General features: G+C 61.4%; 21 protein-coding genes. 14 read left to right on the top strand and 7 right to left on the bottom strand.

The features are described from left to right. Window positions 1–214: 214 nt before the first annotated feature. Window positions 215–646, top strand: a complete 432-nt coding sequence (locus ACIP66_RS16795; RefSeq protein WP_053124713.1) for a TM2 domain-containing protein — start codon at window positions 215–217, stop codon at window positions 644–646. An 81-nt stretch (window positions 647–727) separates the two neighbouring features. Here ACIP66_RS16795 and ACIP66_RS16790 read toward each other — a convergent pair whose 3' ends face one another. The 7 genes from ACIP66_RS16790 to gshB all read right to left on the bottom strand — a co-directional run bounded on the left by ACIP66_RS16790 (window position 728) and on the right by gshB (window position 6,798). Next, complete coding sequence (locus ACIP66_RS16790; protein ID WP_400649250.1) at window positions 728–1,999, bottom strand: dihydroorotase; 1,272 nt, start codon at window positions 1,997–1,999, stop codon at window positions 728–730. Beyond that, window positions 1,996–3,000 (bottom strand): aspartate carbamoyltransferase catalytic subunit, encoded by a 1,005-nt coding sequence (locus tag ACIP66_RS16785; protein ID WP_400649248.1) that lies wholly within the window; start codon window positions 2,998–3,000, stop codon window positions 1,996–1,998. The genes ACIP66_RS16790 and ACIP66_RS16785 overlap by 4 nt, the downstream gene beginning before the upstream one ends. A 27-nt stretch (window positions 3,001–3,027) precedes the next feature. Then, window positions 3,028–3,534 (bottom strand): bifunctional pyr operon transcriptional regulator/uracil phosphoribosyltransferase PyrR, encoded by a 507-nt coding sequence (pyrR, locus tag ACIP66_RS16780; RefSeq protein ID WP_400649246.1) that lies wholly within the window; start codon window positions 3,532–3,534, stop codon window positions 3,028–3,030. A gap of 80 nt (window positions 3,535–3,614) precedes the next feature. Beyond that, complete coding sequence (gene ruvX / locus ACIP66_RS16775; protein WP_034153652.1) at window positions 3,615–4,052, bottom strand: Holliday junction resolvase RuvX; 438 nt, start codon at window positions 4,050–4,052, stop codon at window positions 3,615–3,617. Further along, window positions 4,052–4,624, bottom strand: coding sequence for a YqgE/AlgH family protein (locus ACIP66_RS16770; RefSeq protein WP_053124707.1), 573 nt, complete (start codon window positions 4,622–4,624; stop codon window positions 4,052–4,054). The genes ruvX and ACIP66_RS16770 overlap by 1 nt, the downstream gene beginning before the upstream one ends. 136 nt (window positions 4,625–4,760) lie before the next feature. Further along, entirely contained in the window at window positions 4,761–5,660 is a 900-nt protein-coding gene (locus tag ACIP66_RS16765; protein WP_400649243.1) for an energy transducer TonB, read from the bottom strand. 166 nt (window positions 5,661–5,826) lie between these two features. Continuing rightward, entirely contained in the window at window positions 5,827–6,798 is a 972-nt protein-coding gene (gshB, locus tag ACIP66_RS16760) for a glutathione synthase (protein WP_212550152.1), read from the bottom strand. 225 nt (window positions 6,799–7,023) lie between these two features. On the opposite strand from gshB, the gene pilG reads away from it, so the two are divergent. From pilG to mdcH, 13 genes are all read left to right on the top strand, one after another. After that, window positions 7,024–7,428: a twitching motility response regulator PilG gene (gene pilG / locus ACIP66_RS16755; RefSeq protein WP_007913673.1), complete on the top strand. Its 405-nt coding sequence runs from the start codon at window positions 7,024–7,026 to the stop codon at window positions 7,426–7,428. 60 nt (window positions 7,429–7,488) lie between these two features. Beyond that, the gene (gene pilH, locus ACIP66_RS16750) at window positions 7,489–7,854 is read left to right on the top strand and encodes a twitching motility response regulator PilH (protein ID WP_053124759.1); all 366 of its coding nucleotides are present in this window, start codon (window positions 7,489–7,491) and stop codon (window positions 7,852–7,854) included. 10 nt (window positions 7,855–7,864) lie between these two features. Then, complete coding sequence (locus tag ACIP66_RS16745) at window positions 7,865–8,404, top strand: chemotaxis protein CheW (protein WP_007913675.1); 540 nt, start codon at window positions 7,865–7,867, stop codon at window positions 8,402–8,404. A 143-nt stretch (window positions 8,405–8,547) separates the two neighbouring features. Beyond that, complete coding sequence (locus tag ACIP66_RS16740) at window positions 8,548–10,596, top strand: methyl-accepting chemotaxis protein (protein ID WP_053124698.1); 2,049 nt, start codon at window positions 8,548–8,550, stop codon at window positions 10,594–10,596. 11 nt (window positions 10,597–10,607) lie between these two features. Further along, window positions 10,608–16,508, top strand: coding sequence for an Hpt domain-containing protein (locus tag ACIP66_RS16735; RefSeq protein WP_400649240.1), 5,901 nt, complete (start codon window positions 10,608–10,610; stop codon window positions 16,506–16,508). After that, complete coding sequence (locus ACIP66_RS16730; RefSeq protein WP_053124693.1) at window positions 16,501–16,968, top strand: chemotaxis protein CheW; 468 nt, start codon at window positions 16,501–16,503, stop codon at window positions 16,966–16,968. Before ACIP66_RS16735 ends, ACIP66_RS16730 begins: the two co-directional genes overlap by 8 nt. A gap of 291 nt (window positions 16,969–17,259) precedes the next feature. Next, complete coding sequence (mdcA, locus tag ACIP66_RS16725) at window positions 17,260–18,930, top strand: malonate decarboxylase subunit alpha (protein WP_007913685.1); 1,671 nt, start codon at window positions 17,260–17,262, stop codon at window positions 18,928–18,930. Beyond that, entirely contained in the window at window positions 18,930–19,802 is an 873-nt protein-coding gene (locus tag ACIP66_RS16720; protein WP_212545076.1) for a triphosphoribosyl-dephospho-CoA synthase, read from the top strand. Before mdcA ends, ACIP66_RS16720 begins: the two co-directional genes overlap by 1 nt. Then, window positions 19,802–20,101, top strand: a complete 300-nt coding sequence (locus ACIP66_RS16715; protein WP_007913697.1) for a malonate decarboxylase subunit delta — start codon at window positions 19,802–19,804, stop codon at window positions 20,099–20,101. Before ACIP66_RS16720 ends, ACIP66_RS16715 begins: the two co-directional genes overlap by 1 nt. After that, on the top strand, window positions 20,094–20,945 hold the full coding sequence (locus tag ACIP66_RS16710; protein WP_400649237.1) for a biotin-independent malonate decarboxylase subunit beta: 852 nt from the start codon (window positions 20,094–20,096) through the stop codon (window positions 20,943–20,945). Before ACIP66_RS16715 ends, ACIP66_RS16710 begins: the two co-directional genes overlap by 8 nt. Further along, entirely contained in the window at window positions 20,942–21,727 is a 786-nt protein-coding gene (gene mdcE, locus ACIP66_RS16705; RefSeq protein WP_400649235.1) for a biotin-independent malonate decarboxylase subunit gamma, read from the top strand. The genes ACIP66_RS16710 and mdcE overlap by 4 nt, the downstream gene beginning before the upstream one ends. Continuing rightward, window positions 21,721–22,341, top strand: a complete 621-nt coding sequence (locus ACIP66_RS16700; protein WP_400649232.1) for a malonate decarboxylase holo-ACP synthase — start codon at window positions 21,721–21,723, stop codon at window positions 22,339–22,341. The genes mdcE and ACIP66_RS16700 overlap by 7 nt, the downstream gene beginning before the upstream one ends. Beyond that, window positions 22,338–23,258: a malonate decarboxylase subunit epsilon gene (mdcH, locus tag ACIP66_RS16695; protein WP_400649229.1), complete on the top strand. Its 921-nt coding sequence runs from the start codon at window positions 22,338–22,340 to the stop codon at window positions 23,256–23,258. Before ACIP66_RS16700 ends, mdcH begins: the two co-directional genes overlap by 4 nt. Window positions 23,259–23,269 lie beyond the last annotated feature (11 nt).

Here is a 23,269-nt window from a genome sequence, read left to right as displayed (position 1 = left end):
AACAGCTTTTTTGTCCCTTCCGAGGCCGTTGGTCGATTCAACCCGGTGGTCAATTTCGCTCAACAAGCGGCAAATTGACTCAATTGTCGGACAGAACCCAAGCCCCACAAGGCTTTGCGCAATGTGTAACAGTGAAGAGCCACTTGTCGGCTCGACACAAAAAAGTCACAAAGATGCAGAAAATATTTATCTATCGAGGCAAATGAGGTCATTCATGAACCGCTATCAGCAGGTTGCTCAACCGCAGGACACGCACAGCAAGGTGATCGGTTATCTGCTGTGGATTCTTGGCTTCACCGGCGCTCACCGCTTCTATTACGGCAAACCGGTGACCGGGACGATCTGGTTTTTCACCTTCGGTTTGCTCGGCATCGGCTGGCTGATCGACCTGTTCCTGATCCCGGCGATGGATCGTGAGGCCGATCTGCGTTTTACCGCAGGGCCGATCGAATACAACGTCGCGTGGATTCTGCTGACGTTCCTTGGGGTCTTCGGGGTGCACCGGATGTATCAGGGGAAATGGATCAGCGGGCTGGTGTATCTGCTCACGGGCGGGTTGTTCTTTATTGGCGTGCTGTATGACTTCTGGACGCTGAATGATCAGGTCTCGGTGCGTAACGCGCAGAATCGCGGCGCTTTCCAATAAGCCATCGCGAGCAAGCTTTGCTCCTACAGAAACCGATCTTCTGTAGGAGCAAAGCTTGCTCGCGATTGGGACAACTCGGTATCAAGCCTGGTGGCTAATCCGCCCATCCACCAGCGTATAGCGAACCACACCCGGCAGACTGTGCCCCAGGAACGGGCAGTTCTCGCCCTTCGACAGCCAGTTCTCACCGGCCACCGTCGATGCCTGCGGGTCGAACAGCACGATATCCGCCGCCCCACCCACCGCCAGCTTGCCCGCCGGCAGGCGCAACGCCTCAGCCGGGCCAGCACTCAGACGCGCGAGCAAGGTCGGCAGATCGAGCAAACCATCCTCCACCAGCGTCATCGCCAATGGCAGCAACAACTCAACGCTGCTGATGCCCGGCTCGGTCGCGCCGAACGGTGCCAGTTTGGCGTCACGTTCGTGTGGCTGGTGATGGCTGGAAATCGCCGAGATCACCCCGGATTTCACCGCTTCACGCAGACCGTCGCGGTCAGCGCGGGTACGCAGCGGCGGTTGCACGTGATAGAGGCTGCTGAAGTCGATCAATGCTTCGTCGGTCAGAATCAGCTGATACAACGCGACATCCGCCGTCACCTTCAAACCACGGGCCTGGGCCTGAGCAATCAGGGCAACGCCGCGCGCGCTGGTCAGTTGGCTGAAGTGCGCGCGCACGCCGGATTGCTCGACCAGCAGCAGATCGCGGGCCAGCGCCACAGTCTCAGCGGTTTCCGGAATCCCCGGCAGACCGAGAAAGCTGGCCACCGCGCCTTCGTGAGCCAAACCACCTTCGGCCAGATCATGATCCTGCGAGTTGAAAATCACCGTCAGATCAAACGTCGCCGCATATTCCAGCGCCCGGCACAGCGTGCGGGTATTGCGGAAGCTCTCCAGACCGTTGCCGAACGCCACACAACCAGCGTCGCGCAGCGCCACCAGTTCAGCCAGTTGCTCGCCGTCCAGACCTTTGCTCAGCGCGCCAATCGGGAACACCTTGGTGTTGCCGGCCTCGCGGGCGCGATCGAGGATCAGCTCGGCCACGGCGGAGGTGTCGAGCACCGGTTTGGTTTTCGGCGGGCAGCACAGGCTGGTCACGCCACCGGCAGCGGCGGCGCGGGTTTCGCTGATGATCGAGCCTTTGCGGCTGTAACCCGGCTCGCGCAGGGCCACGTTCAGATCGACCAACCCCGGAGCGGCGACAAGGCCTTGGGCGTCGATGGTTTCTACTGCCGTGAAACCCGCTGGAGCGGCGCCGAGGGCGACGATCTTGCAGGCTTCAACGTGAATGTCGGTGACTTGATCCAGGCCGCTGCTTGGATCGATGACGCGTGCGCCGAGAATGCTGAGCTTCACTGGGCGTTCTCCTGCTCGAATTGACGCTGCGCGGTTTGTCCGCTCATGGCCATGGACAGCACAGCCATACGAATTGCGATGCCGTAGGTAACCTGATTGAGGATCACCGAGTGCGGGCCGTCGGCCACTGCGGACTCGATTTCCACGCCACGGTTGATCGGCCCCGGGTGCATGACGATGCAATCGGGTTTGGCCCCGGCCAGACGTGCTGTGGTCAGGCCGAACAAACGGTAGAACTCGCCTTCGCTCGGCAACAGGCCGCCGGTCATGCGCTCACGCTGCAGGCGCAACATGATCACCACGTCGACGTCTTTCAGGCCTTCGGTCATGTCGGTGTAGACCTTCACGCCGTATTGCTCGATGCCGATCGGCAGGAGGGTTTTCGGCGCGATCACGCGGATGTCCGGGCAACCGAGGGTTTTCAGGGCGAGCATGTTCGAGCGTGCGACCCGCGAGTGCAGGATGTCGCCGACGATGGCCACCGAGAGGTTTTCAAAGCCGCCCTTGTGCCGACGAATGGTGAGCATGTCGAGCATGCCCTGCGTCGGGTGCGCGTGACGGCCGTCGCCGCCGTTGATGATCGCCACTTGCGGGCAAACGTGTTCGGCGATGAAGTGCGCAGCGCCGGAATCACCGTGGCGCACGACGAACATGTCGGCGGCCATGGCTTCGAGGTTGCGCAGGGTGTCGAGCAGCGTTTCACCCTTGCTCGCCGACGAGGTCGATACGTTCAGGGTGATCACGTCCGCCGACAGCCGCTGGGCCGCCAGTTCGAAGGTGGTGCGGGTGCGCGTGGAGTTTTCGAAGAACACGTTGCACACGGTCTTGCCGCGCAGCAACGGGACTTTCTTCACCGCCCGGGCACCGACTTCGAGGAACGAGTCGGCAGTGTCGAGGATTTCCGTCAGCAACTCACGGCTCAGGCCGTCGAGCGAGAGGAAGTGGCGCAGCTGGCCCTGATCATTGAGCTGCAGCGGGCGCTTGGTATCTAGAGGCGTCATCGCGAAGGGGACTCTCAATAGGGCGGATTAAAGGGACATGTCTTGCAGTTCGAGCGTCAGCGGCTCGGGGCCGGACAGCTTCACCCGTTCGTGAGCGGCCAGCGCCAAGGTCGCGCCGACCACATTCGGGCGGATCGGCAGCTCACCGGCGTCCAGGTCCAGCAGGCAGACCAGAGTCACGCTGGCCGGGCGGCCGTAGTCGAACAATTCGTTCATGGCGGCGCGGATGGTGCGGCCGCTCATCAAGACGTCGTCAATCAGCACCAGATGCTGGCCTTCGATCTCGAAGGGCAGGGCGGACGGGCGCACTTGTGGGTGCAGGCCGTTCTGGCTGAAGTCGTCGCGGTAGAAGGACACGTCGAGCGTGCCCAGTGGCGCGTCGCTGCCCAGTTCCTTGAGCAAGGCCTGCGCGACCCAGATGCCGCCGGTGCGGATGCCGATGTAGCGCGGTTCAGTGATGTCACGCTGGGCAAGGTGCGCCTTGAGGCGGGTCGCCATCTGACTGATCAGATCGGCGGGATTTGGCAGGCTCATGGTTGCTCCTTGTTGGGGGCGAGTCGGATCCTTGGACACGACTCGGTTTTTCACTCAAAAGAAAAGCGCCGAAGCGCTTGTCAGGATTCAAATAATGCAGTGTTTTCATCAAGCCAGCCCTGCAACAGCAGCGCGGCAGCGATGGCGTCCACCGGGTTGTCGCGGTAACTGCCTTTTTGGCCGCCACGGGCCAGTCGCTCGCCTTTGGCCTCGAAGGTGGTCAGGCGTTCGTCGTGGGTATAGAAGGGCACATTGAAGCGGCCATTGAGGCGGCGGGCGAATTTCTCGGCGCGTACGCACATGTCACTCGGCGTGCCGTCCATGTTCAGCGGCAGGCCGACGACCACGGCGTCGGGTTTCCATTCTTTTATAAGCGCTTCGACCTGGTTCCAGTCGGGAACGCCGTTCTGTGCCTTCAAGGTGCACAGCTCGCGGGCTTGGCCAGTGATTACCTGACCGACGGCAACGCCGATCTGTTTGGTGCCGTAGTCAAAGCCGAGAATCAGACGCAGCGCCATCAGGCGTGACCTGCCTGGCTGGTCAGCAGGCTGAGGTTGATCCCCAAGTGCTTGGCTGCCGCTTCGAGGCGCAGTTCGCTGCTGGTGTTGAAGAGGATGTCGGCGTCGTACGGGCAGGTCAGCCAGGCGTTGTCGGCCATTTCCGCTTCCAGTTGCCCGGCTTCCCAACCCGCATAGCCGAGGGCGATCAGGCTTTTCGCCGGGCCGACGCCGTCCGCGATGGCGAACAGCACGTCTTGCGAGGTCGACAGCGACAGGTCGCCGTCCAGCTGTGCGGTGGCCTGGAAGGTTTTGCCGGCCGGGTGCAGGACAAAACCGCGATCAGTCTGTACCGGCCCGCCGATGAAGATCGGCACGTGCTGGCAGAGTGCTGGCGGGTCGATGTCCGGGCGCAGTTGCTCGAGAATGTCGGCCAGATTCAGCTCTTGCGGTCGATTGACCACAATCCCCATCGCGCCATTGGCCGTGTGCTCGACGATGTAGGTCAAGGTATGGGCAAAGTTCGGGTCGGCCATGTGAGGCATGGCGATCAGGAAGTGATGCTTGAGGTAGCTGGGGCTGACGTTTTTCATGTGCGCTAGTGTGGCGTTCGGGGGGCAAACTGACAAGCTGAAGCCGCCAAAAGATCGCAGCCTTCGGCAGCTCCTACAGGGGAGCACAGGCCAAACTGTAGGAGCTGCCGAAGGCTGCGATCTTTTGATCTTGCCCCTAATTGCTGGACAAGCGGTCGCCGCGGGCGAATTTCCAGGTGCGGATGATTTCCAGGCGGTCGATGTCCGACAGGTCGCCGGTAAACGGTGCAAACGGCGCCGCTAACCGGACGATGCGCTGCGCCGCTTGGTCCAGCAGCGGCTGGCCAGACGATTCCAGCACCAACACTTCATACAGCGAGCCGTCGCGGTTGATCGAAACCATCAGGCGCAAATTGCCGTAGATCTGCTTGCGCCGCGCTTCGTCGGGATAATTCAGGTTACCGATGCGCTCGACCTTCTTGCGCCATTCGTCTTTGTACCAGGCGCCCTTGTCGCGCATGGTCGACGCAGCGCTCAAGCGATGAATGCGCGGGCGTTTGGCGTACAGCTGTTGTTCTTTGGCCAGTTCGGCTTCAAGGCTGGCGATGTCGCTGGACAGCTGCGAACTGTCGAACGTCGGCGCGTCGACCGACGGTTTCACTTCAGTCTTGGTTTCTTCTTTCTTGGTCGGTGCCTTTTTCGGCTTCGGTGCCACCGTGGTCACCGCTGCTTTGGGCGCGGCTTCCTGCACTTCCGGCTTGGCGGCCGGTGGCGGCGTGACTTTTTTGACCTGATTGTCCTGGAACGGCGCCACTTCAGTGGTTTTCGGGATCGCCTTCTTGTCCAGCGTGCCGCTGCCTTCCTGATTTTCCTGAGCGAGAAAATCCGCCTTCTCCGGCTTCTTATCGCTCTTGAAAGTGGCGAGGGTAATTTCCAGGGTTTTGCTGATTTGCTTGGGCTCGACCATCGTGAAGCCGACGCCAAGCAGCAACGCCAAATGAATCAGCGCCGCAAGGAATAGGGTAAAACCGAGGCGATCGGCCGGGCGCACGCCACGATGGGCGAGTTCAGCGGGCAGATCGGACGGGAGGGTCATGACAGAAAAACCAACATCGCGTTTTTACGGGCTCGGCATGATAACGCAATGTTGGTTTTTAGCTGCAAGCTTCAAGCGGCAAGCGACATAAGGGCAGCTGCAAGTTTCGAGCGGCAAGCTGCAAGTAAAAGCTTGTAGCTCATGGCTTGCGGCTTGTAGCTGGCCGTCAGGCTTGCGGCTTACGGCTAGAGGCTTGCAGCTTGCTTTCGATGGCATCCATGAGCATGCCGCCGATATCAGTGCCAAACGCATTGTCGATTTCACGGATGCAGGTCGGGCTGGTCACGTTGATTTCGGTGAGGCTCTCGCCGATCACGTCGAGACCGACGAACAGCAGGCCCTTCTCACGCAGGGTCGGGCCGACTTGGGCGGCGATCCAGCGATCTTTCTCGGTCAGCGGACGCGCTTCGCCACGGCCACCGGCGGCGAGGTTGCCACGGGTTTCGCCCTGCGCCGGAATGCGTGCCAGGCAGTAATCCACCGGCTCGCCGTCGATCATCAGGATGCGTTTGTCGCCGTCCTTGATCGCTGGCAGGTAGGCCTGGCCCATGATCTGCTGGCCACCGAGGGCGGTCAGGGTTTCCAGAATCACCGACAGGTTCGGGTCGCCCGCGCGGTGACGGAAGATTGAAGTGCCGCCCATGCCGTCCAGCGGCTTGAGGATCACGTCGCCATGTTTGGCGGCAAATTCGCGCAGCACATCGGCACGGCGGCTGACGATGGTTGGCGGCGTGCACTGCGGGAATAGCGTGGCAAACAGCTTTTCATTGCAGTCGCGCAGGCTCTGCGGCTTGTTCACCACCAGTACGCCGGCGGTTTCGGCCTGTTCGAGCAGGTAGGTGGAGTAAACGAACTCCATGTCGAACGGCGGATCCTTGCGCATCAGGATCACGTCCAGATCGCTCAGCAGGTTGTCCTGCTCGGCGTCCAGTTCGAACCATTTTTCCGGGTTGGCGAAGACTTTCAGCGGCTTCATGCGCGCCCGCGCCTGACCTTCGCCCTGATACAGGTCGCGCTGTTCCATATAGAACAGTTCCCAGCCACGCTTTTGCGCGGCCAGCAGCATGGCCAGCGAGCTATCCTTTTTATAGGAGATGCTGGCGATAGGGTCCATGACAATCCCGACGCGAACGCTCATTGGGTTTTCCTCGAAAATTGGCTACCGGATCGGTATTGAAAAAGTGCCGCCAGAGTGGCGCCGGGTGGGTTTTCGGTCAAGGGAAAACCCGTCGATAGATTGGATCTGGAGACTGTGCTAAAAAGGCTGGCATATCGTGCTGGCCCTTAAGCATCAAGGGTTTCCGGCCATTACTCATAGCAAAACGGACAATTTGATTCGCAAAGGCGACGGTAGAGCCCTCTTATGGAACAGCAGTCCAGCGCCTTGAAGGTCATGGTGATCGACGACTCGAAAACGATTCGTCGCACCGCCGAAACATTGTTGAAGAATGTCGGTTGCGAAGTGATCACGGCGATCGACGGTTTCGACGCCCTGGCCAAGATCGCCGATAACCACCCCGGGATCATTTTTGTCGACATCATGATGCCGCGTCTGGATGGTTATCAGACCTGCGCTTTAATCAAGAACAACAGCGCGTTCAAGGCGACACCGGTGATCATGTTGTCATCGCGCGACGGGCTGTTCGACAAGGCCAAGGGGCGGATTGTCGGTTCTGATCAATTTTTGACCAAGCCTTTCAGCAAGGAAGAACTGCTCAACGCGATTCAGGCCCATGTTCCGGGCTTTGCCGCCGTTTTGCCGCAGTAAGACACGTACAGAGACGCGCGGTCAGCGGGCCGGGCGTCGACAAGAAAAATGGGGAAAACCATGGCACGTATCCTGATCGTCGATGATTCGCCGACTGAAATGTACAAACTCACCGGCATGCTGGAAAAGCACGGCCATGAAGTGTTGAAGGCCGAAAACGGCGCGGACGGCGTGGCCCTGGCCCGGCAGGAAAAACCTGACGCGGTACTGATGGACATCGTCATGCCCGGCCTCAACGGTTTTCAGGCAACCCGCCAGTTGACCAAGGATGCCGACACCACGCACATCCCGGTGATCATTATCACCACCAAGGATCAGGAAACCGACAAGGTCTGGGGCACCCGTCAGGGCGCCAAGGACTACCTGACCAAACCGGTCGACGAAGACACCCTGATCAAGACCCTGAACAACGTACTCAAAGGCTGATCGCGCAACCATGAGCGAATCGCTGACCGCGTTCGAACTGCTCTGGCAGATCGACCAGCGCTGCCGCTTGCTGGCGGCGGACTTGCCGTCGCAACCGGCGCGCCAGGATCGCTGGAGCGGCATCGGCTTTCGCCTCGGCGAACACTGGTATGTGGCGCCGATGGGCGAAGTCAGCGAAGTGCTGCACGAACCGCGCTTCACCCAGTTGCCCGGGGTCAAGCCGTGGGTCAAAGGCGTGGCTAATCTGCGCGGGCGGCTACTGCCGATCATGGATTTGTGTGGTTTCTTCGGGCATGAACTGTCGCCGCTGCGCAAACAGCGGCGGGTGTTGGTGGTGGAGCATGGGGACGTGTTTGCCGGGCTGATGGTCGATGAGGTTATTGGCTTGCAGCACTTTGAACAGGACAGCTTCGAACCGATTTCGATCAGCAAGCGCCAGGGCTCCAAGGCCGAGTTCGTCAAAGGCTATTTTCGGCGCGAGCAGAACTGGCGGGTGTTCAGCCTGTTCGCGCTGGCGAAATCCCCGGTGTTCATGAGCGTCGCGATATAACAGATTCAACACCGTCCCTTGTAGGAGCCGAGCTTGCTCGCGAAGAGGGCGTGTCAGGTGCAATCAATGTTGGCTGACCCACCGCTTTCGCGAGCAAGCTCAGCTCCTACAGGGTAAGTGAACCGTTCCCAAGGCGAGGACCGATGATAAAAGCAAAAACAGGCAAGCCGGCGGAAGGATCGCGCAGTCGCTCGCAGATCATCGTGCTGTTCATCGCACTGATCGTGTTCATCATGCTGCTGTTCGCCAACTTCGCTTACCTCAACACCCAGGCGAACTACGACAAACAGTACATCGGCCACGCCGGTGAGCTGCGCGTGCTCTCGCAACGCATCGCCAAAAACGCCACCGAAGCCGCCGCCGGCAAAGCTGCGGCGTTCAAGTTGCTCAGCGATGCGCGCAACGATTTCGCCCTGCGCTGGGGTTACCTGAAGAAGGGCGACCCGGTCACCGGCCTGCCGCCAGCCCCCGCCACCGTGCGCCCGGAAATGCGCGCCGTGCAGCTGGACTGGGAACGCCTGCTGAAAAACACCGACGCGATTCTCTCCAGCGAACAGACCGTGCTGTCGCTGCATCAAGTCGCCGCTACCCTCGCTGAAACCGTGCCGCAGTTGCAGATCGAATACGAAAAAGTCGTCGAAATCCTCCTCCAGCGTGGTGCCCCGGCTGCACAAGTAGCGATGGCCCAACGTCAGTCGTTGCTGGCCGAGCGCATCCTTGGCGCGGTCAACACCGTGCTCGCCGGTGACGAAAACTCGCAGCAAGCCGCCGATGCCTTTGGCCGCGACGCTACCCGTTTCGGCCAAGTGCTCAATGGCATGCTGCAAGGCAACCCGACGCTGAAAATCACTCAGGTCGAAGACCGTGACGCGCGCGCGCGTTTGAGCGAAATCTCCGAGCTGTTCCAGTTCGTCTCCGGTTCCGTCGATGAAATCCTCGAAACCTCGCCCGAGCTGTTCAAGGTTCGCGAATCGGCGAGCAATATCTTCAGCCTCTCGCAAACCCTGCTCGACGAAGCCTCGCACCTGGCCACCGGTTTTGAAAACCTCGCGGGCGGGCGCAACACCGACACCATCGGCGGCTACGTCCTCGGTTTGCTGGCACTGGCCTCGATCATCCTGATCGGCATGGTCATGGTGCGCGAAACCAACCGGCAACTGCGCGAAACCGCCGAGAAGAACGAGCGCAACCAGAACGCGATCATGCGCCTGCTCGACGAAATCGAAGACCTTGCCGACGGCGACCTCACCGTGACCGCCTCGGTGACCGAAGACTTCACCGGCACCATCGCCGACTCGATCAATTATTCCGTCGACCAACTGCGCGATCTGGTCGCCACCATCAACCTCACCGCCGGCCAGGTCGCCGCCGCCGTGCAGGAAACCCAGGCCACCGCCATGCACCTGGCGCAGGCTTCGGAACATCAGGCCCAGCAGATTTCCGAAGCCTCGACGGCGATCAGCGACATGGCCGAATCCATCGATCAGGTCTCGGCCAACGCCGCCGAGTCTTCGGCGGTAGCCGAGCGTTCCGTGGAGATCGCCAACAAAGGCAACGAGGTGGTGCACAACACCATCCACGGCATGGACAACATTCGCGAACAGATTCAGGACACCGCCAAGCGCATCAAGCGTCTCGGCGAGTCGTCGCAGGAAATCGGCGATATCGTCAGCCTGATCGATGACATCGCGGATCAGACCAACATCCTCGCCCTCAACGCGGCGATTCAGGCGTCGATGGCCGGTGATGCCGGGCGCGGTTTTGCTGTGGTTGCCGACGAAGTGCAACGGTTGGCCGAGCGTTCGTCCGCCGCCACTCGGCAGATCGAAACCCTGGTGCGGGCGATTCAGACCGACACCAATGAAGCCGTTATTTCCATGGAGCAAACCACCACCGAAGTGGTGCGCGGCGCGCGACTGGCGCAGGATGCCGGTGTGGCCCTGGAAGAAATCGAAGGCGTGTCGAAAACCCTCGCGGCGCTGATTCAAAGCATCTCCAACGCGGCGCAGCAGCAGACGACGTCGGCCGGGCAGATTTCCCTGACGATGAATGTGATCCAGCAGATCACCTCGCAGACCTCGTCCGGCTCCACCGCTACCGCTGAGAGCATCGGCAACCTGACGAAAATGGCCAGCCAGCTGCGGCGCTCGGTGTCCGGATTCACCTTGCCGGCGGCGAAAGACAAAGCGTGAGTGGAGTGGTTATGGGTGATCGGCACGACTATGTGGCCCTCGAATGGGTCAAAGGCGAAATTGCCGAAACGCTGAAACAGGCGCATCAGGCGATTGAAGCCGTGCTCGATGACCCGCAGGCTTTTCCGGGGCTGGACGAGTGCCTGGATTACATCCATCAGGTGCACGGCAGCCTGCAGATGGTCGAATTCTACGGCGCAGCTTTGCTCGCCGAAGAGATGGAACATCTGGTCGAAGCCCTGCAGCAAGAGCGCGTCAGCGATCGCGACGAAGCGCTGCATCTGTTGCTGCAAGCGCTCGGGCAATTGCCGATCTACCTCGACCGCGTGCAAAGCGCCCGGCGTGATTTACCGCTGGTGGTGCTGCCGCTGATCAACGATCTGCGCAGCGCCCGTGGCGAAAGCCTGTTATCAGAAACCAGCCTGTTCAGCCCGCAACTGCCCGAGCTGCCGCCGCTGAGCGCAGAGGCCTTGGCGCTGCTGGAACCGCCAGAGTTGCCGAACGTGCTGCGCAAACTCCGGCAGACACTGCAAATGGCCCTGGTCGGTTTGCTGCGTGAACAGGACGACCAGACCCACCTCGGTTATCTGGTGAAAGTCTTCACCCGCCTCGAAGCGTTAAGCGGCGACACACCGCTGAGTCCGTTGTGGCAAGTCGCCTCGGCGCTGGTCGAAGGCATGCGCGAAGGCGTGATCGCCAACAGCCCGGCGCTGCGCAGCCTGTTCAAGGACGCCGACAAAGAGCTAAAGCGTCTGCTCGATCAAGGCATGGCCGGCCTCAACCAGCCGCCACCGCCGGAGCTGCTGAAAAGCCTGTTGTTCTATATTGCCAAAGCCGAACATCCCACCGGGCAGATGCTGACCATGAAAGATCGCTACTCCCTGGACGACGCGCTGCCCGACAGCGCGATGGTCGATGAAGAACGCGCGCGCCTCGCTGGTCCTGACCGCGATGCGATGCGCTCGGTGTTGGCGGCATTGTGCGAAGAGCTGGTGCGAGTCAAGGAGCGCCTCGACCTGTTCGTGCGCAGCGACCGCCAGCACACTTCGGATCTGGAAAGCCTGCTCGCGCCGCTGCGACAAATCGCCGACACCCTCGCCGTGCTCGGATTCGGTCAGCCGCGCAAAGTCATCATCGATCAATTGGCGGTGGTGCTCAGCCTTGCCCAGGGCCAGCGCGAACCGAACGACGCGATCCTGATGGACGTCGCCGGCGCCTTGCTCTACGTCGAGGCGACGCTGGCCGGGATGGTCGGCACCGTCGAGCCGGAAAGCCCGGAAGACGCGCGCCTGCCGACCACCGACCTGACGCAGATCCATCAGATCGTCATCAAGGAAGCGCGCATCTGCCTGCAACAGGCCAAGGACATGATCGTCGACTACATCGACGCCGATTGGGATCGCCAGCACCTGCAACCGTTGCCGGCGCTGCTGACTCAAGTGCGCGGTGCACTGGCGATGATTCCGCTGAACCGCGCGGCGAGTCTGATCGAGGCCTGCAACGGTTTTATCCGCGAACATTTGTTGCTCGATCCGCACGAACCGGGTTGGGAGCAATTGGATCATCTGGCCGATGTCATCAGCAGCCTTGAGTATTACCTTGAACGCTTGAGCGACGACCCGCAGGCACCGGGCGAACAACTGCTGGATGTCGCGCAGAAATCCCTCGCCAGCCTGGGGTTCTTTCCAAATGAGCCGCATGTTCCCGTGCTCGAGGATGTGCTCAGCCCTAGCGAAGCGTTGGTGATGCAGGACATGCAGGCGCTTGACGATCCGGACATCGTGCAGTCGCTGGCCGATGTTTTGGCCAGCCCGGTGTCGGCGCTAAACCCTCCGGCGCTGATCACTCCCGGCAGCCTGATGCCGCCGCCGGCCGATGAAGAACCGGTCGATGATGAGCTGCGCGAAGTGTTCCTCGAAGAGACCGATGAAGTCCTCGAAGTCCTCCACGAATACCTGCCGCGCTGGGCTGCCAATCCGCAGGATCGCGATGCGCTGACTGAACTGCGCCGCGCCTTCCACACCTTGAAGGGCAGCGGGCGTATGGTGCGCGCGTTGATCCTCGGTGAACTGGCCTGGTCGGTGGAAAACCTGCTCAATCGCGTGCTCGAACAAAGCGTCGAACCCGGCTCCGTGGTGCAGCAACTGCTGACCGACACGGTGCTGTTGCTGCCGGAACTGATCAGCGAATTCGCCATCAACCGCCAGCGTCAGCGCAGCGATGTCGATCAACTCGCCGCCCGCGCGCACGCCTTGGCCAAGGGTGACGAGCCGATGGCCGCTGAAGACGTCGACGATGTCGCGGCGCTTGATCCACTGTTGCTGGAGATCTTCCGCAACGAAGCGGAAACCCACCTCGCCAGCCTCAACCGTTTCCTCGATCAAGCCGCCGAGCATGTGCCGTTGCAAGCCAGCGACGAATTGCAGCGCGCCCTGCACACGCTCAAGGGCAGCGCGTCGATGGCCGGCGTGTTGCCGATTGCCGAACTGGCCGCGCCGCTCGATCAACTGGCCCGCGAATTCAAGGCGCACCAGTTGCCGCTGGATCTCGACGAAGTGGAATTGCTCCTTGAAGCCGAGGGCTTGTTTCGCGTCGGTTTGCGTCAGCTCAAACACGATCCGCTGGCGCCGATTGTCGGCGCGCAGTCGCTGATCAAGCGCACCGATGAACTGCTGGCCGAGCGGCTGGCGTCGATCCTCGATGCGCCGAACACCGGCCTGCGGATCAAGCGCGACCCGCAACTGATCAACAACTTTCTCGCCCAAGGCATGGACATCCTCCTCGACGCCGAAAGCCTGTTGCAGCGCTGGCAGCAGCACCCCGGCGAGCGTCAGGAACTCAGCGCGCTGCTCGATGAATTGACCACGCTGGGCGAGGGCGCGCACCTCGCCGATCTGCTGCCGGTCGATGTGTTGTGCGAGGCTTTGCTCGATCTTTACGGCGCCGTCGAAGAAAGCAGTCTGGCGGTCAGCGAGCGGTTTTTTCACGAAGCGCAAAATGCCCACGAAGCGCTGATCAACATGCTCGACGAACTGGCTGCCGGCCAGGAAGTCACCCCGCAGCCTGAGCGAATCCGCGCGTTGCATGATCTGCTCGATGAAAGCCTCGACCCGTCGTCGATGGGCCTGATTCGCAGCGACGGCAGCCGCACCCTGAGCATCCGCGAACTGGGCAGCGCCACCGCCGAACTGCAACAAACGGCCAGCGCTTTTGAAGCGGACGACGAGATCGTCGAGATCTTCCTCGAAGAGGCCGTGGACATTCTCGACAGCGCCGGCCAGGCCTTGCAGCGCTGGCTGAGTGATCCGGACAACAGCGCGCCGTTGTCATCCTTGCAGCGCGATTTGCACACGCTCAAGGGCGGCGCGCGCATGGCTGAAGTCGAGGCCATCGGCGATCTGGCTCAGGAGCTGGAAAGCCTCTACGAAGGCCTGGTCGATCGTCGCTACAACTACAGCGAAACCCTGGGCCGCTTGCTGCTCAAGAGTCACGACCGCTTGGCGCTGTTGCTTGATCAGTTGCAAAACCATCAGCCACTGACGCCGGCGCACGATCTGATTGAAGCGATCCGCCAAGTGCGGCAGGGGCCAGGCATCGCCGAAACGCCGCCAGCCACCGCCGATCATGACAGCGCCAGTCACGATCCGGAGCTGCTGGAGATCTTCCTCGAAGAAGGTTTCGACATCATTGAAAACTCCGGCGCCGCGCTGCTGCGCTGGCAGGCCGAGCCGGGCAATCGTCAGGAAATCGAAACCCTGCTGCGCGATCTGCACACCCTCAAGGGTGGCGCGCGGATGGTCGAGATCGGCCCGATCGGCGACCTCGCCCATGAGCTGGAATACCTTTACGAAAGTCTGTCGGCCGGTTCGCTGCAAGCCTCGACCGAACTGTTTGCGCTGGTGCAGCGCGGGCATGACCGACTGGCGCAGATGCTCGATGCGGTGCGTGCCGGGCAACCGTGCCCGCCGGCCGATCGGCTGATCAATGCGATCCAGAATTTCAGTCATCCGGCGACCATTGAAACGCCGCCGGTGCTGCTGCCGGTTGCAGCTAAAACCGAGGCCGCACCGCCGGCGGCCGACGTTGGCGCGGACATGGTCAAGGTCTCCGCCGAACTGCTTGATGAACTGGTCAATCTGGCCGGGGAAACCTCGATCTTCCGGGGCCGTATCGAGCAGCAAGTCAACGACGCACAGATTGCCCTGAACGAGATGGAAACCACCATCGAACGGATGCGCGATCAGTTGCGCCGTCTCGACACCGAAACCCAGGGACGGATTCTCAGTCGCCAGCAAGCAGATGCCGAACGCCTCGGTTACGAAGAATTCGATCCGCTGGAAATGGATCGCCATTCGCAGTTGCAGCAACTGTCGCGGGCGTTGTTTGAATCGGCCTCTGACTTGCTCGATCTGAAAGAAACCCTCGACCGCCGCAACCACGACGCCGAGAACTTGTTGCAGCAACAGGGCCGTATCAACACCGAGTTGCAGGAAGGCCTGATGCGCACGCGCATGGTGCCGTTCGAGCGCATGTTGCCGCGCCTGAAACGCATCGTCCGTCAGGTCGCCGAAGAGCTGAACAAAGACGTCGCGTTTGTCGTCGGCAACGCCGAAGGCGAGATGGATCGCAACGTGCTCGAACGCATGGCCGCGCCGCTGGAACACATGCTGCGCAACGCCGTCGATCATGGTCTGGAGTCCGCCGAAGTGCGGCTGGCGGCGGGTAAACCGGCGCAAGGGCAGATCAGCCTCGACCTGTCTCGCGAGGGCGGCGACATCGTTTTCGACATCCGCGATGACGGCGCCGGTGTGCCACTGGAAGCGGTGCGCAACAAGGCGATCAAGCGTGGTTTGCTCGCGCCGAATGCCGAGATCAGCGACCGCGATGTGTTGCAGTTCATCCTTCAGCCGGGCTTTTCCACAGCGGAAAAAATTACGCAGATTTCCGGGCGTGGCGTCGGCATGGACGTGGTGCACGAAGAAGTGCGGCAACTCGGCGGCACCATGAGCATCGACTCGGTGCCGGGGCAGGGCGTGCATTTCCGCATTCGTCTGCCCTTCACCGTGTCGGTCAACCGCGCGTTGATGGTGCAGTGTGGCGAGGATCAATACGCGATTCCGCTGAACACCATCGAAGGCATTGTTCGCGTGTTGCCGAATGATCTCGAAGGGCACTTCCGTCAGGATCCGCCGCGCTATCAATACGGCGGCCAGACCTATGAACTGTGCTACCTCGGCGAACTGCTGAAAACTGCGCCACGGCCGAAACTGCTCGGGCAGAACCTGCCATTGCCGGTGCTGCTGGTGCACTACAACGACCGGCGCATCGCCGTGCAGGTCGACACCATGGCCGGCACTCGCGAGATCGTGGTCAAGAGCCTCGGTGCGCAATTCGCGGCGGTGCAGGGTGTGTCCGGGGCGACGATTCTCGGTGATGGCCGGGTGGTGCTGATTCTCGATTTGCTCGCACCGATTCGGGCGATGCAAGCGCGGGTTGCGCAGACGCCGACGCTGCCGGAGATCGACAGCGAACCGCACAAGCCGCTGCTGGTGATGGTGGTCGACGACTCGGTCACCGTGCGCAAGGTCACCAGCCGTTTGCTCGAACGCCACGGCATGAACGTGTTGACCGCCAAGGACGGTGTCGACGCCATGCTACTGCTCGAAGAACACATGCCCGACCTGATGCTACTCGACATCGAAATGCCGCGCATGGACGGCTTTGAAGTCGCCACCCAGGTGCGCAACGACGAACGTCTGCAACACCTGCCGATCATCATGATCACCTCGCGCACCGGGCAGAAACACCGTGATCGTGCGATGGCCATCGGCGTCAACGACTACCTCGGCAAGCCGTACCAGGAATCGGTGCTGCTCGAAAGCATTGCCCAATGGAGCAAGAAACATGCATGAGCGCCGGCACAATCAGCGCAGTAGCCAACTGACCGGGCTGCTGTTGCCGTTGGCGGATCGCAATTTGATCCTGCCCAACGTCGCCGTGGCTGAGCTGATCGACTATCAGGCCAGTGCCTTCGATCTGGATACGCCGCCGTGGTATCTCGGCAGGGTCACGTGGCGTGAACGGCGGATTCCGTTGCTGAGTTTTGAATCGGCGTGTGGGCAGAAAATTGTGATTGGCGAGCGCGCTCGGATCGTGATCTTGAATGCGCTCGGTGGGTTGCCGGAGTTGAAGTTCATTGCGCTGCTGGTGCAGGGGATTCCGCGGTCGTACAAGCTTGATAGCCAGTTGAGCTATGTCGACGTGCCGTTGTGTGCGCTGGAGCAGGCGGCGGTGCAGGTGGGGGAACAAGTGGCGAAGGTGCCGGATTTGTTGGGGTTGGAGCGACTGTTGGTTGAGGCAGATCTGGTTTAACGGCCTGACCCTCACCCCAGCCCTCTCCCGGAGGGAGAGGGGGCCGACCGAGGTGTCTGGCGTCATACATCGACCTGACAATCCGAGTCGATTATGGATTCAACACAGCAAAATCAGGTCGGCGTACTTCTAAAATATCCCCCAATCAGTTCCCTCTCCCTCCGGGAGAGGGCTAGGGTGAGGGGCTTTTGACCATTACTCTGAGCGTAATGATTCACCACCGTGCTTGATTGATGCCCCCACCCCACGCGCCTACCTTAGCTCCACGACAGCGAACCCCGTGGAGTGAGCATGACAACAACAATTTCCCCCGACTCGCGCTGGACGCGGCGGCGCGATGAGAAGCAGCGCCGCCTCGACAAGGTGCGCGGGCTGGCCGACGGTGTGGTGTTGCCCACCGACAAGATCGTCGCCGCGCTTGAAGCGCTGATCCATCCCGGCGACCGTGTGGTGCTGGAGGGCAACAACCAGAAGCAGGCGGATTTCCTTTCGCGTTCGCTGGCCAAAGCCGACCCGGAAAAACTCCACGACCTGCACATGATCATGCCCAGCGTCGGCCGCTCTGAGCATCTGGATCTGTTCGAACGCGGCATTGCCCGCAAGCTCGATTTCTCCTTCGCCGGCACCCAGAGCCTGCGCATCAGCCAGTTGCTCGAAGACGGCTTGTTGGAAGTCGGCGCGATTCACACTTACATCGAACTCTACGCCCGGCTGGTGGTGGATCTGATCCCCAACGTCGTGCTCTCGGCCGGGTTCATGGCCGACCGTGCCGGCAACATCTATACCGGCCCGAGCACCGAAGACACCCCGGCGCTGATCGAACCGGCCGCGTTCAGCGACGGCATTGTCATCGTTCAGGTCAACCAATTGGTCGACGACGTCAGCGAACTGCCCCGGGTAGATATTCCTGCGTCATGGGTCGATTTCGTCGTGGTGGCCGACAAGCCGTTCTACATCGAACCGCTGTTCACCCGCGATCCACGTCACATCAAGCCTGTGCACGTACTGATGGCGATGATGGCGATTCGCGGGATCTACGAAAAACACAACGTGCAGTCGCTCAACCACGGCATCGGTTTCAACACCGCCGCCATCGAATTGATCCTGCCGACCTACGGCGAATCCCTCGGCCTCAAAGGCAAGATCTGCCGCAACTGGACGCTCAATCCGCACCCAACATTGATCCCGGCGATTGAAAGCGGTTGGGTCGAAAGCGTGCATTGCTTCGGCACCGAACTGGGCATGGAAAACTACATCGCCGCGCGTCCGGACGTGTTCTTCACTGGTCGCGATGGCTCGCTGCGTTCCAACCGGATGTTCTGCCAACTCGCCGGACAATACGCGGTGGATCTGTTTATCGGTGCGACGTTGCAGGTCGATGGCGATGGCCATTCCTCAACCGTCACCCGTGGCCGCCTCGCCGGTTTCGGTGGTGCGCCGAACATGGGCCACGACCCGCGCGGTCGGCGTCACGGCACCCCGGCGTGGCTGGACATGCGCCACGACGACTCGCAGCAACCGATGCTCGAACGCGGCAAAAAACTCGTGGTGCAAATGGTCGAGACGTTCCAAGAGGGCGGCAAACCGACCTTCGTCGAAACCCTCGACGCGGTCGAAGTGGCGAAGAAAAGCGGCATGCCGCTGGCGCCGATCATGATCTACGGCGACGACGTCACCCACCTGCTCACCGAAGAAGGCATCGCCTACCTGTACAAGGCGCGTTCGTTGGAAGAGCGCCAGGCAATGATCGCCGCCGTTGCAGGCGTCACCGCCATCGGCCTGCGCCACAACCCGAAAGACACCGAACGCATGCGCCGCGAAGGCCTGATCGCCTTGCCCGAAGACCTCGGCATCCGCCGCACCGACGCCACCCGCGAACTGCTCGCGGCGAAAAGCGTGGCCGATCTGGTCGAGTGGTCCGGCGGCCTGTACAACCCGCCCGCGAAATTCAGGAGCTGGTAATGCACGCACTTAACCTGCAAGCGAAACCGCTGTCCCTGGCTGATCGATTGGCCGATCTGGCGGTGGACGCGTTGATCGACGAAGCCGATCTGTCGCCGAAACCGGCACTGGTCGACCGTCGCGGCAACGGCGCGCACACCGATCTGCACTTGGGCCTGATGCACGCTTCGGCACTGTCGTTGTGGCCGGCGTTCAAGGAAATGGCTGAAGCGGCGGTTGCAATCGGTGAAGTCGATTCAACGTTGCGCGAAGCGATTGGTCGCATCGGGCGCGAAGGCGAACAAGCGATGCTCACCACCACCAACGGTGTGAACACACATCGTGGTGCGATCTGGGCCTTGGGATTATTGGTGACCGCCGCTGCGCTGGAACCACAATCCTCTAGTGCCAACGCAGTCTCACTGCGCGCTGCACGTTTGGCCTTGCTGGACGATCGCCACGCCCCCAAACCCTTGAGCCATGGCGCGCAAGTCGCCCTGCGTTACGGCGCACGCGGCGCTCGGGAAGAAGCGCAACTCGGCTTCCCCTCGGTGCTGCAACGCGGTCTGCCACAACTCAAACGCAGCCGCGCCAACGCCAGCGGCGAACAGAACGCCCGGCTCGACGCCTTGCTCGCAATCATGACCAATCTGGCCGACACCTGCGTGCTCTACCGCGCCGGCGAAGAGGGTTTGCAGGCCATGCAACTCGGCGCGCAAGCCGTGCTCGACGCTGGCGGCAGCGCCAGCCTCAGCGGTCGTCGTCGCTTGCACGAACTGGATCAACAACTCATCGCATTGAATGCCTCGCCCGGTGGCGCCGCCGACTTGCTCGCCGCCACGCTGCTGCTCGACCGTATCGAGCACAACGGCATCCTTCAGGGAGCGTTTTGATGGAAACCCTATCGTTTGAATTCCCCGCCGGGCAGCCGCCACGCGGTCGCGCGCTGGTCGGTTGTGTCGGCTCGGGTGATCTGGAAGTGCTGATCGAACCGGGCCTGGCCGGCAAGCTGACGATCAATGTGCAGACCTCGGTCAACGGCGCGCAACTGCGCTGGCAGCACCTGTTCGCGCGGATGTTCGACGGCACCACGCCGCCGGCAATGGCCATCGATATCCACGATTTCGGCGCGACGCCGGGCGTGGTTCGCTTGCGTCTGGAACAAGGTTTCGAGGAGATCGGCCATGACTGACAGCGCAGCGTTGCTCAACAAACACAGCTTCGTCGAGCTCGGCGCGCGGCAACGGGCGAAAGCCTTGCTCGATGCCGGCAGCTTTCGTGAGTTGCTTGATCCGTTTCAACGGGTGATGTCGCCGTGGCTTGAACGTCAGGGCGTGGTGCCGCAGGCCGATGACGGTGTGGTGATCGCCAAGGGCAGCCTCGACGGGTTGCCGGTGGTGATTGCCGCGATTGAAGGCGCCTTTCAGGGTGGCAGCCTTGGCGAAGTCGGCGGGGCGAAGATTGCCGGCGCGCTGGAACTGGCGGCTGAAGACAACCGTAAAGGCATTCCGACCCGCGCGGTGTTGCTGCTGGAAACCGGTGGCGTGCGTTTGCAGGAAGCCAATCTCGGGCTGGCGGCGATTGCTGATATTCATGCGGCGATTGTCGATTTGCAGCAGTACCAACCGGTGGTCGGTGTGGTCGCGGGCAGCGTTGGGTGTTTCGGCGGCATGTCGATTGCGGCGGCGCTGTGCAGTTATTTGCTGGTGACTCAGGAAGCGCGCCTTGGTTTGAACGGCCCGCAGGTCATCGAACAGGAAGCGGGGATCGAAGAATATGACTCTCGCGACCGGCCCTTCATCTGGAGCGTGACTGGCGGCGAGCAGCGGTTTGCCAGTGGTCTGGTGGATCGTTATGTCGCCGATGACGTGGCGAAGATTCGTCAGCAGGTTGGTGAATTACTGCAGCAGGGTTTGCCAGCGAAACCACGGAGCCAGCGCGCCGAGTGGTTCCTGCAACGCCTTGGCAGTCTGAACACTGACCCGCAAATCGAACCGTCAGTGGTTCGCGATCTGTATCAAGGAGAGCGCTCATGAGCGGCTATTCATTGCGCGGTTTGAACTGGTTCAACGCCTTGAGCGCGGGCGCCAAAAGTGTTGAAGGACTGCCGCCATCGTTGAGGGTTGCTGACGGTGAGCTGGGGCGTTTTATCGCCGTGGTCGCTGATCCGGACAATCGTTTTCCGCGTGCTCGCAATGGCGAAGTCGGCTTGCTTGAGGGCTGGGGTCTGGCCAAGGTTGTGGATGATGCGATCACTGCTGATCGTGATAAATCCCAGAAGCGTCCGATCATCGCCATCGTCGATGTGCCGAGCCAGGCTTATGGTCGGCGCGAAGAAGCGCTCGGCATTCATCAGGCGCTGGCCGGGGCGGCGGACAGTTATGCCCGTGCGCGTTTGGCCGGGCATCCGGTGATTGCGTTGTTGGTGGGGAAAGCGATGTCCGGGGCGTTTCTCGCTCATGGTTATCAGGCCAACCGCCTGATCGCGCTGCGCGATCCGGGCGTGATGGTGCATGCGATGGGCAAGGCGTCGGCGGCGCGGGTGACGTTGCGCAGTGTTGAAGAACTGGAAGCGCTGGCCGCCAGTGTGCCGCCAATGGCTTATGACATCGACAGTTATGCGAGCCTCGGATTGCTCTGGGAAACCTTGTCGGTGCAGCAGATTGAACAGCCAACGGCGGAGGATCTATCAAGGGTCAACGAGTGCCTCAAGCAAGCCATCGGTGATATCACCGGTGCTGACTTGAGCAATCGTCTCGGCGCAAAAAATCGTGCTGCCTCCAGCCGTGTGCGCGAACTGTTGAGGGCGCAGTGGTGAGCACCCCTCTGGCCCACGATCTGCTCTGGGGCATGACCCCGGCGCAGCTGCCGGCGGATGCGCCGTTGTGGGCCGTCGAGTCGCTCAGCGCCGGGCAACCGGTGGTGGTGCGGCGGGCGCTGAGCGATGAGGGTTTTATCGCGGTCGGCGTGCGCGGTGTGTTGCGCGAGCAGCGCTTGGCGGCGTTTATGGCGGTTGATTCGATTGCCTGTCGGGTCAGCCCGGAAGCGCTGTGTCAGATCGACAGCGAGCGCGTTCTGCCAGTCATGCAGGCGCTCAAACAACTGCGGCCGATGCTCGATGATTGCGGTTGGGTCTGGGGTGTCAGCGGCAGTGTCGGGTTTGAATTGGCCAGTGGCTTTACCGCGATGCACGCGGCCAGCGATCTCGATTTGATTTTGCGGACACCGCAGATGATCACGCGTAATCAGGCAAGCAAGTTCGTTGAGCTTTTCGATCAAGCCGCGTGCCGGATCGACATGCAATTGCAGACGCCATTCGGTGCTGTGGCGTTGCGTGAGTGGGCCGGCGGCTCGGCGCGCGTGCTGCTGAAAAACGCTCATCAGGCCTGTCTGGTGATTGATCCGTGGAACCCGCAGGAGCAGGCAGCGTGAGCAGCTTGTTGGTATTCCCCGGCCAGGGCGCGCAGCAGGCGGGCATGCTTCAACGCTTGCCTCGGGAAACGCTGGTCGAGGCCAGTGATGTGCTTGGTGAAGATGTTTTGCTGCTCGATTCTACTCAGGCACTGTGCACGACAAGAGCGGTTCAACTCTGCCTGCTGATCGCTGGTGTCGCGGCTTCACGGCAGTTGTTGCAGGACGGACTCACGGCGGATTACGTCGCCGGTCTGTCCATCGGCGCTTATCCCGCAGCAGTGGTTGCGGGGGCCTTGAGCTTCAGCGATGCGTTGCACCTGGTCAGCCTGCGCGGTGAGTTGATGCAACAGGCTTATCCACAGGGCTACGGCATGACCGCGATCATCGGGCTGCAATTATCCACAGTCGAAACGCTGCTGGCGCAGGTGCACAGCGAGGATTCGCCGGTGTATCTGGCCAACATCAACGCCGACAACCAAGTGGTGATTGCTGGCAGTGACGAGGCGATGCAAACGGTAGCGGATCTGGCGCGCAGTCTCGGCGCCGGTCTGGTAAAGCGTCTGGCGGTCAGCGTGCCGTCGCACTGTCGGCTGCTGGAAAAACCGGCGCAAACCCTCGCTGAGGCCTTCGCCAAAGTCGAGTTGAAGACACCGCAGATCGCTTACCTGAGCGGCAGTCGCGCACGCCCTGTGAGCAAAGTCGAAGCGTTGCGCGACGACCTCGCCTTCAACATGTGCCGCGTGGTGGATTGGCGCGGCACCGTGCAAAGCGCTTACGAGCGCGGCGTGCGGCTACAGATCGAATTACCGCCCGGTGCAGTCCTGACCGGCCTTGCGCGCCGGGTGTTTGAACAAGGCACCGTGACGGCCTTCGACAGCGCTCGCCTCGACACCCTGCAAGCGCTGCTGCGTGAGGAGGGTAGCCGCCAACCCTAAACCGCCGCGAC

This window comes from Pseudomonas sp. NPDC088429, from assembly GCF_044753305.1.
GTDB lineage: Bacteria > Pseudomonadota > Gammaproteobacteria > Pseudomonadales > Pseudomonadaceae > Aquipseudomonas > Aquipseudomonas rustica.
Note: the sequence above shows the minus strand (reverse complement) of the source record. Positions and strands in the feature narration are given on the sequence as shown.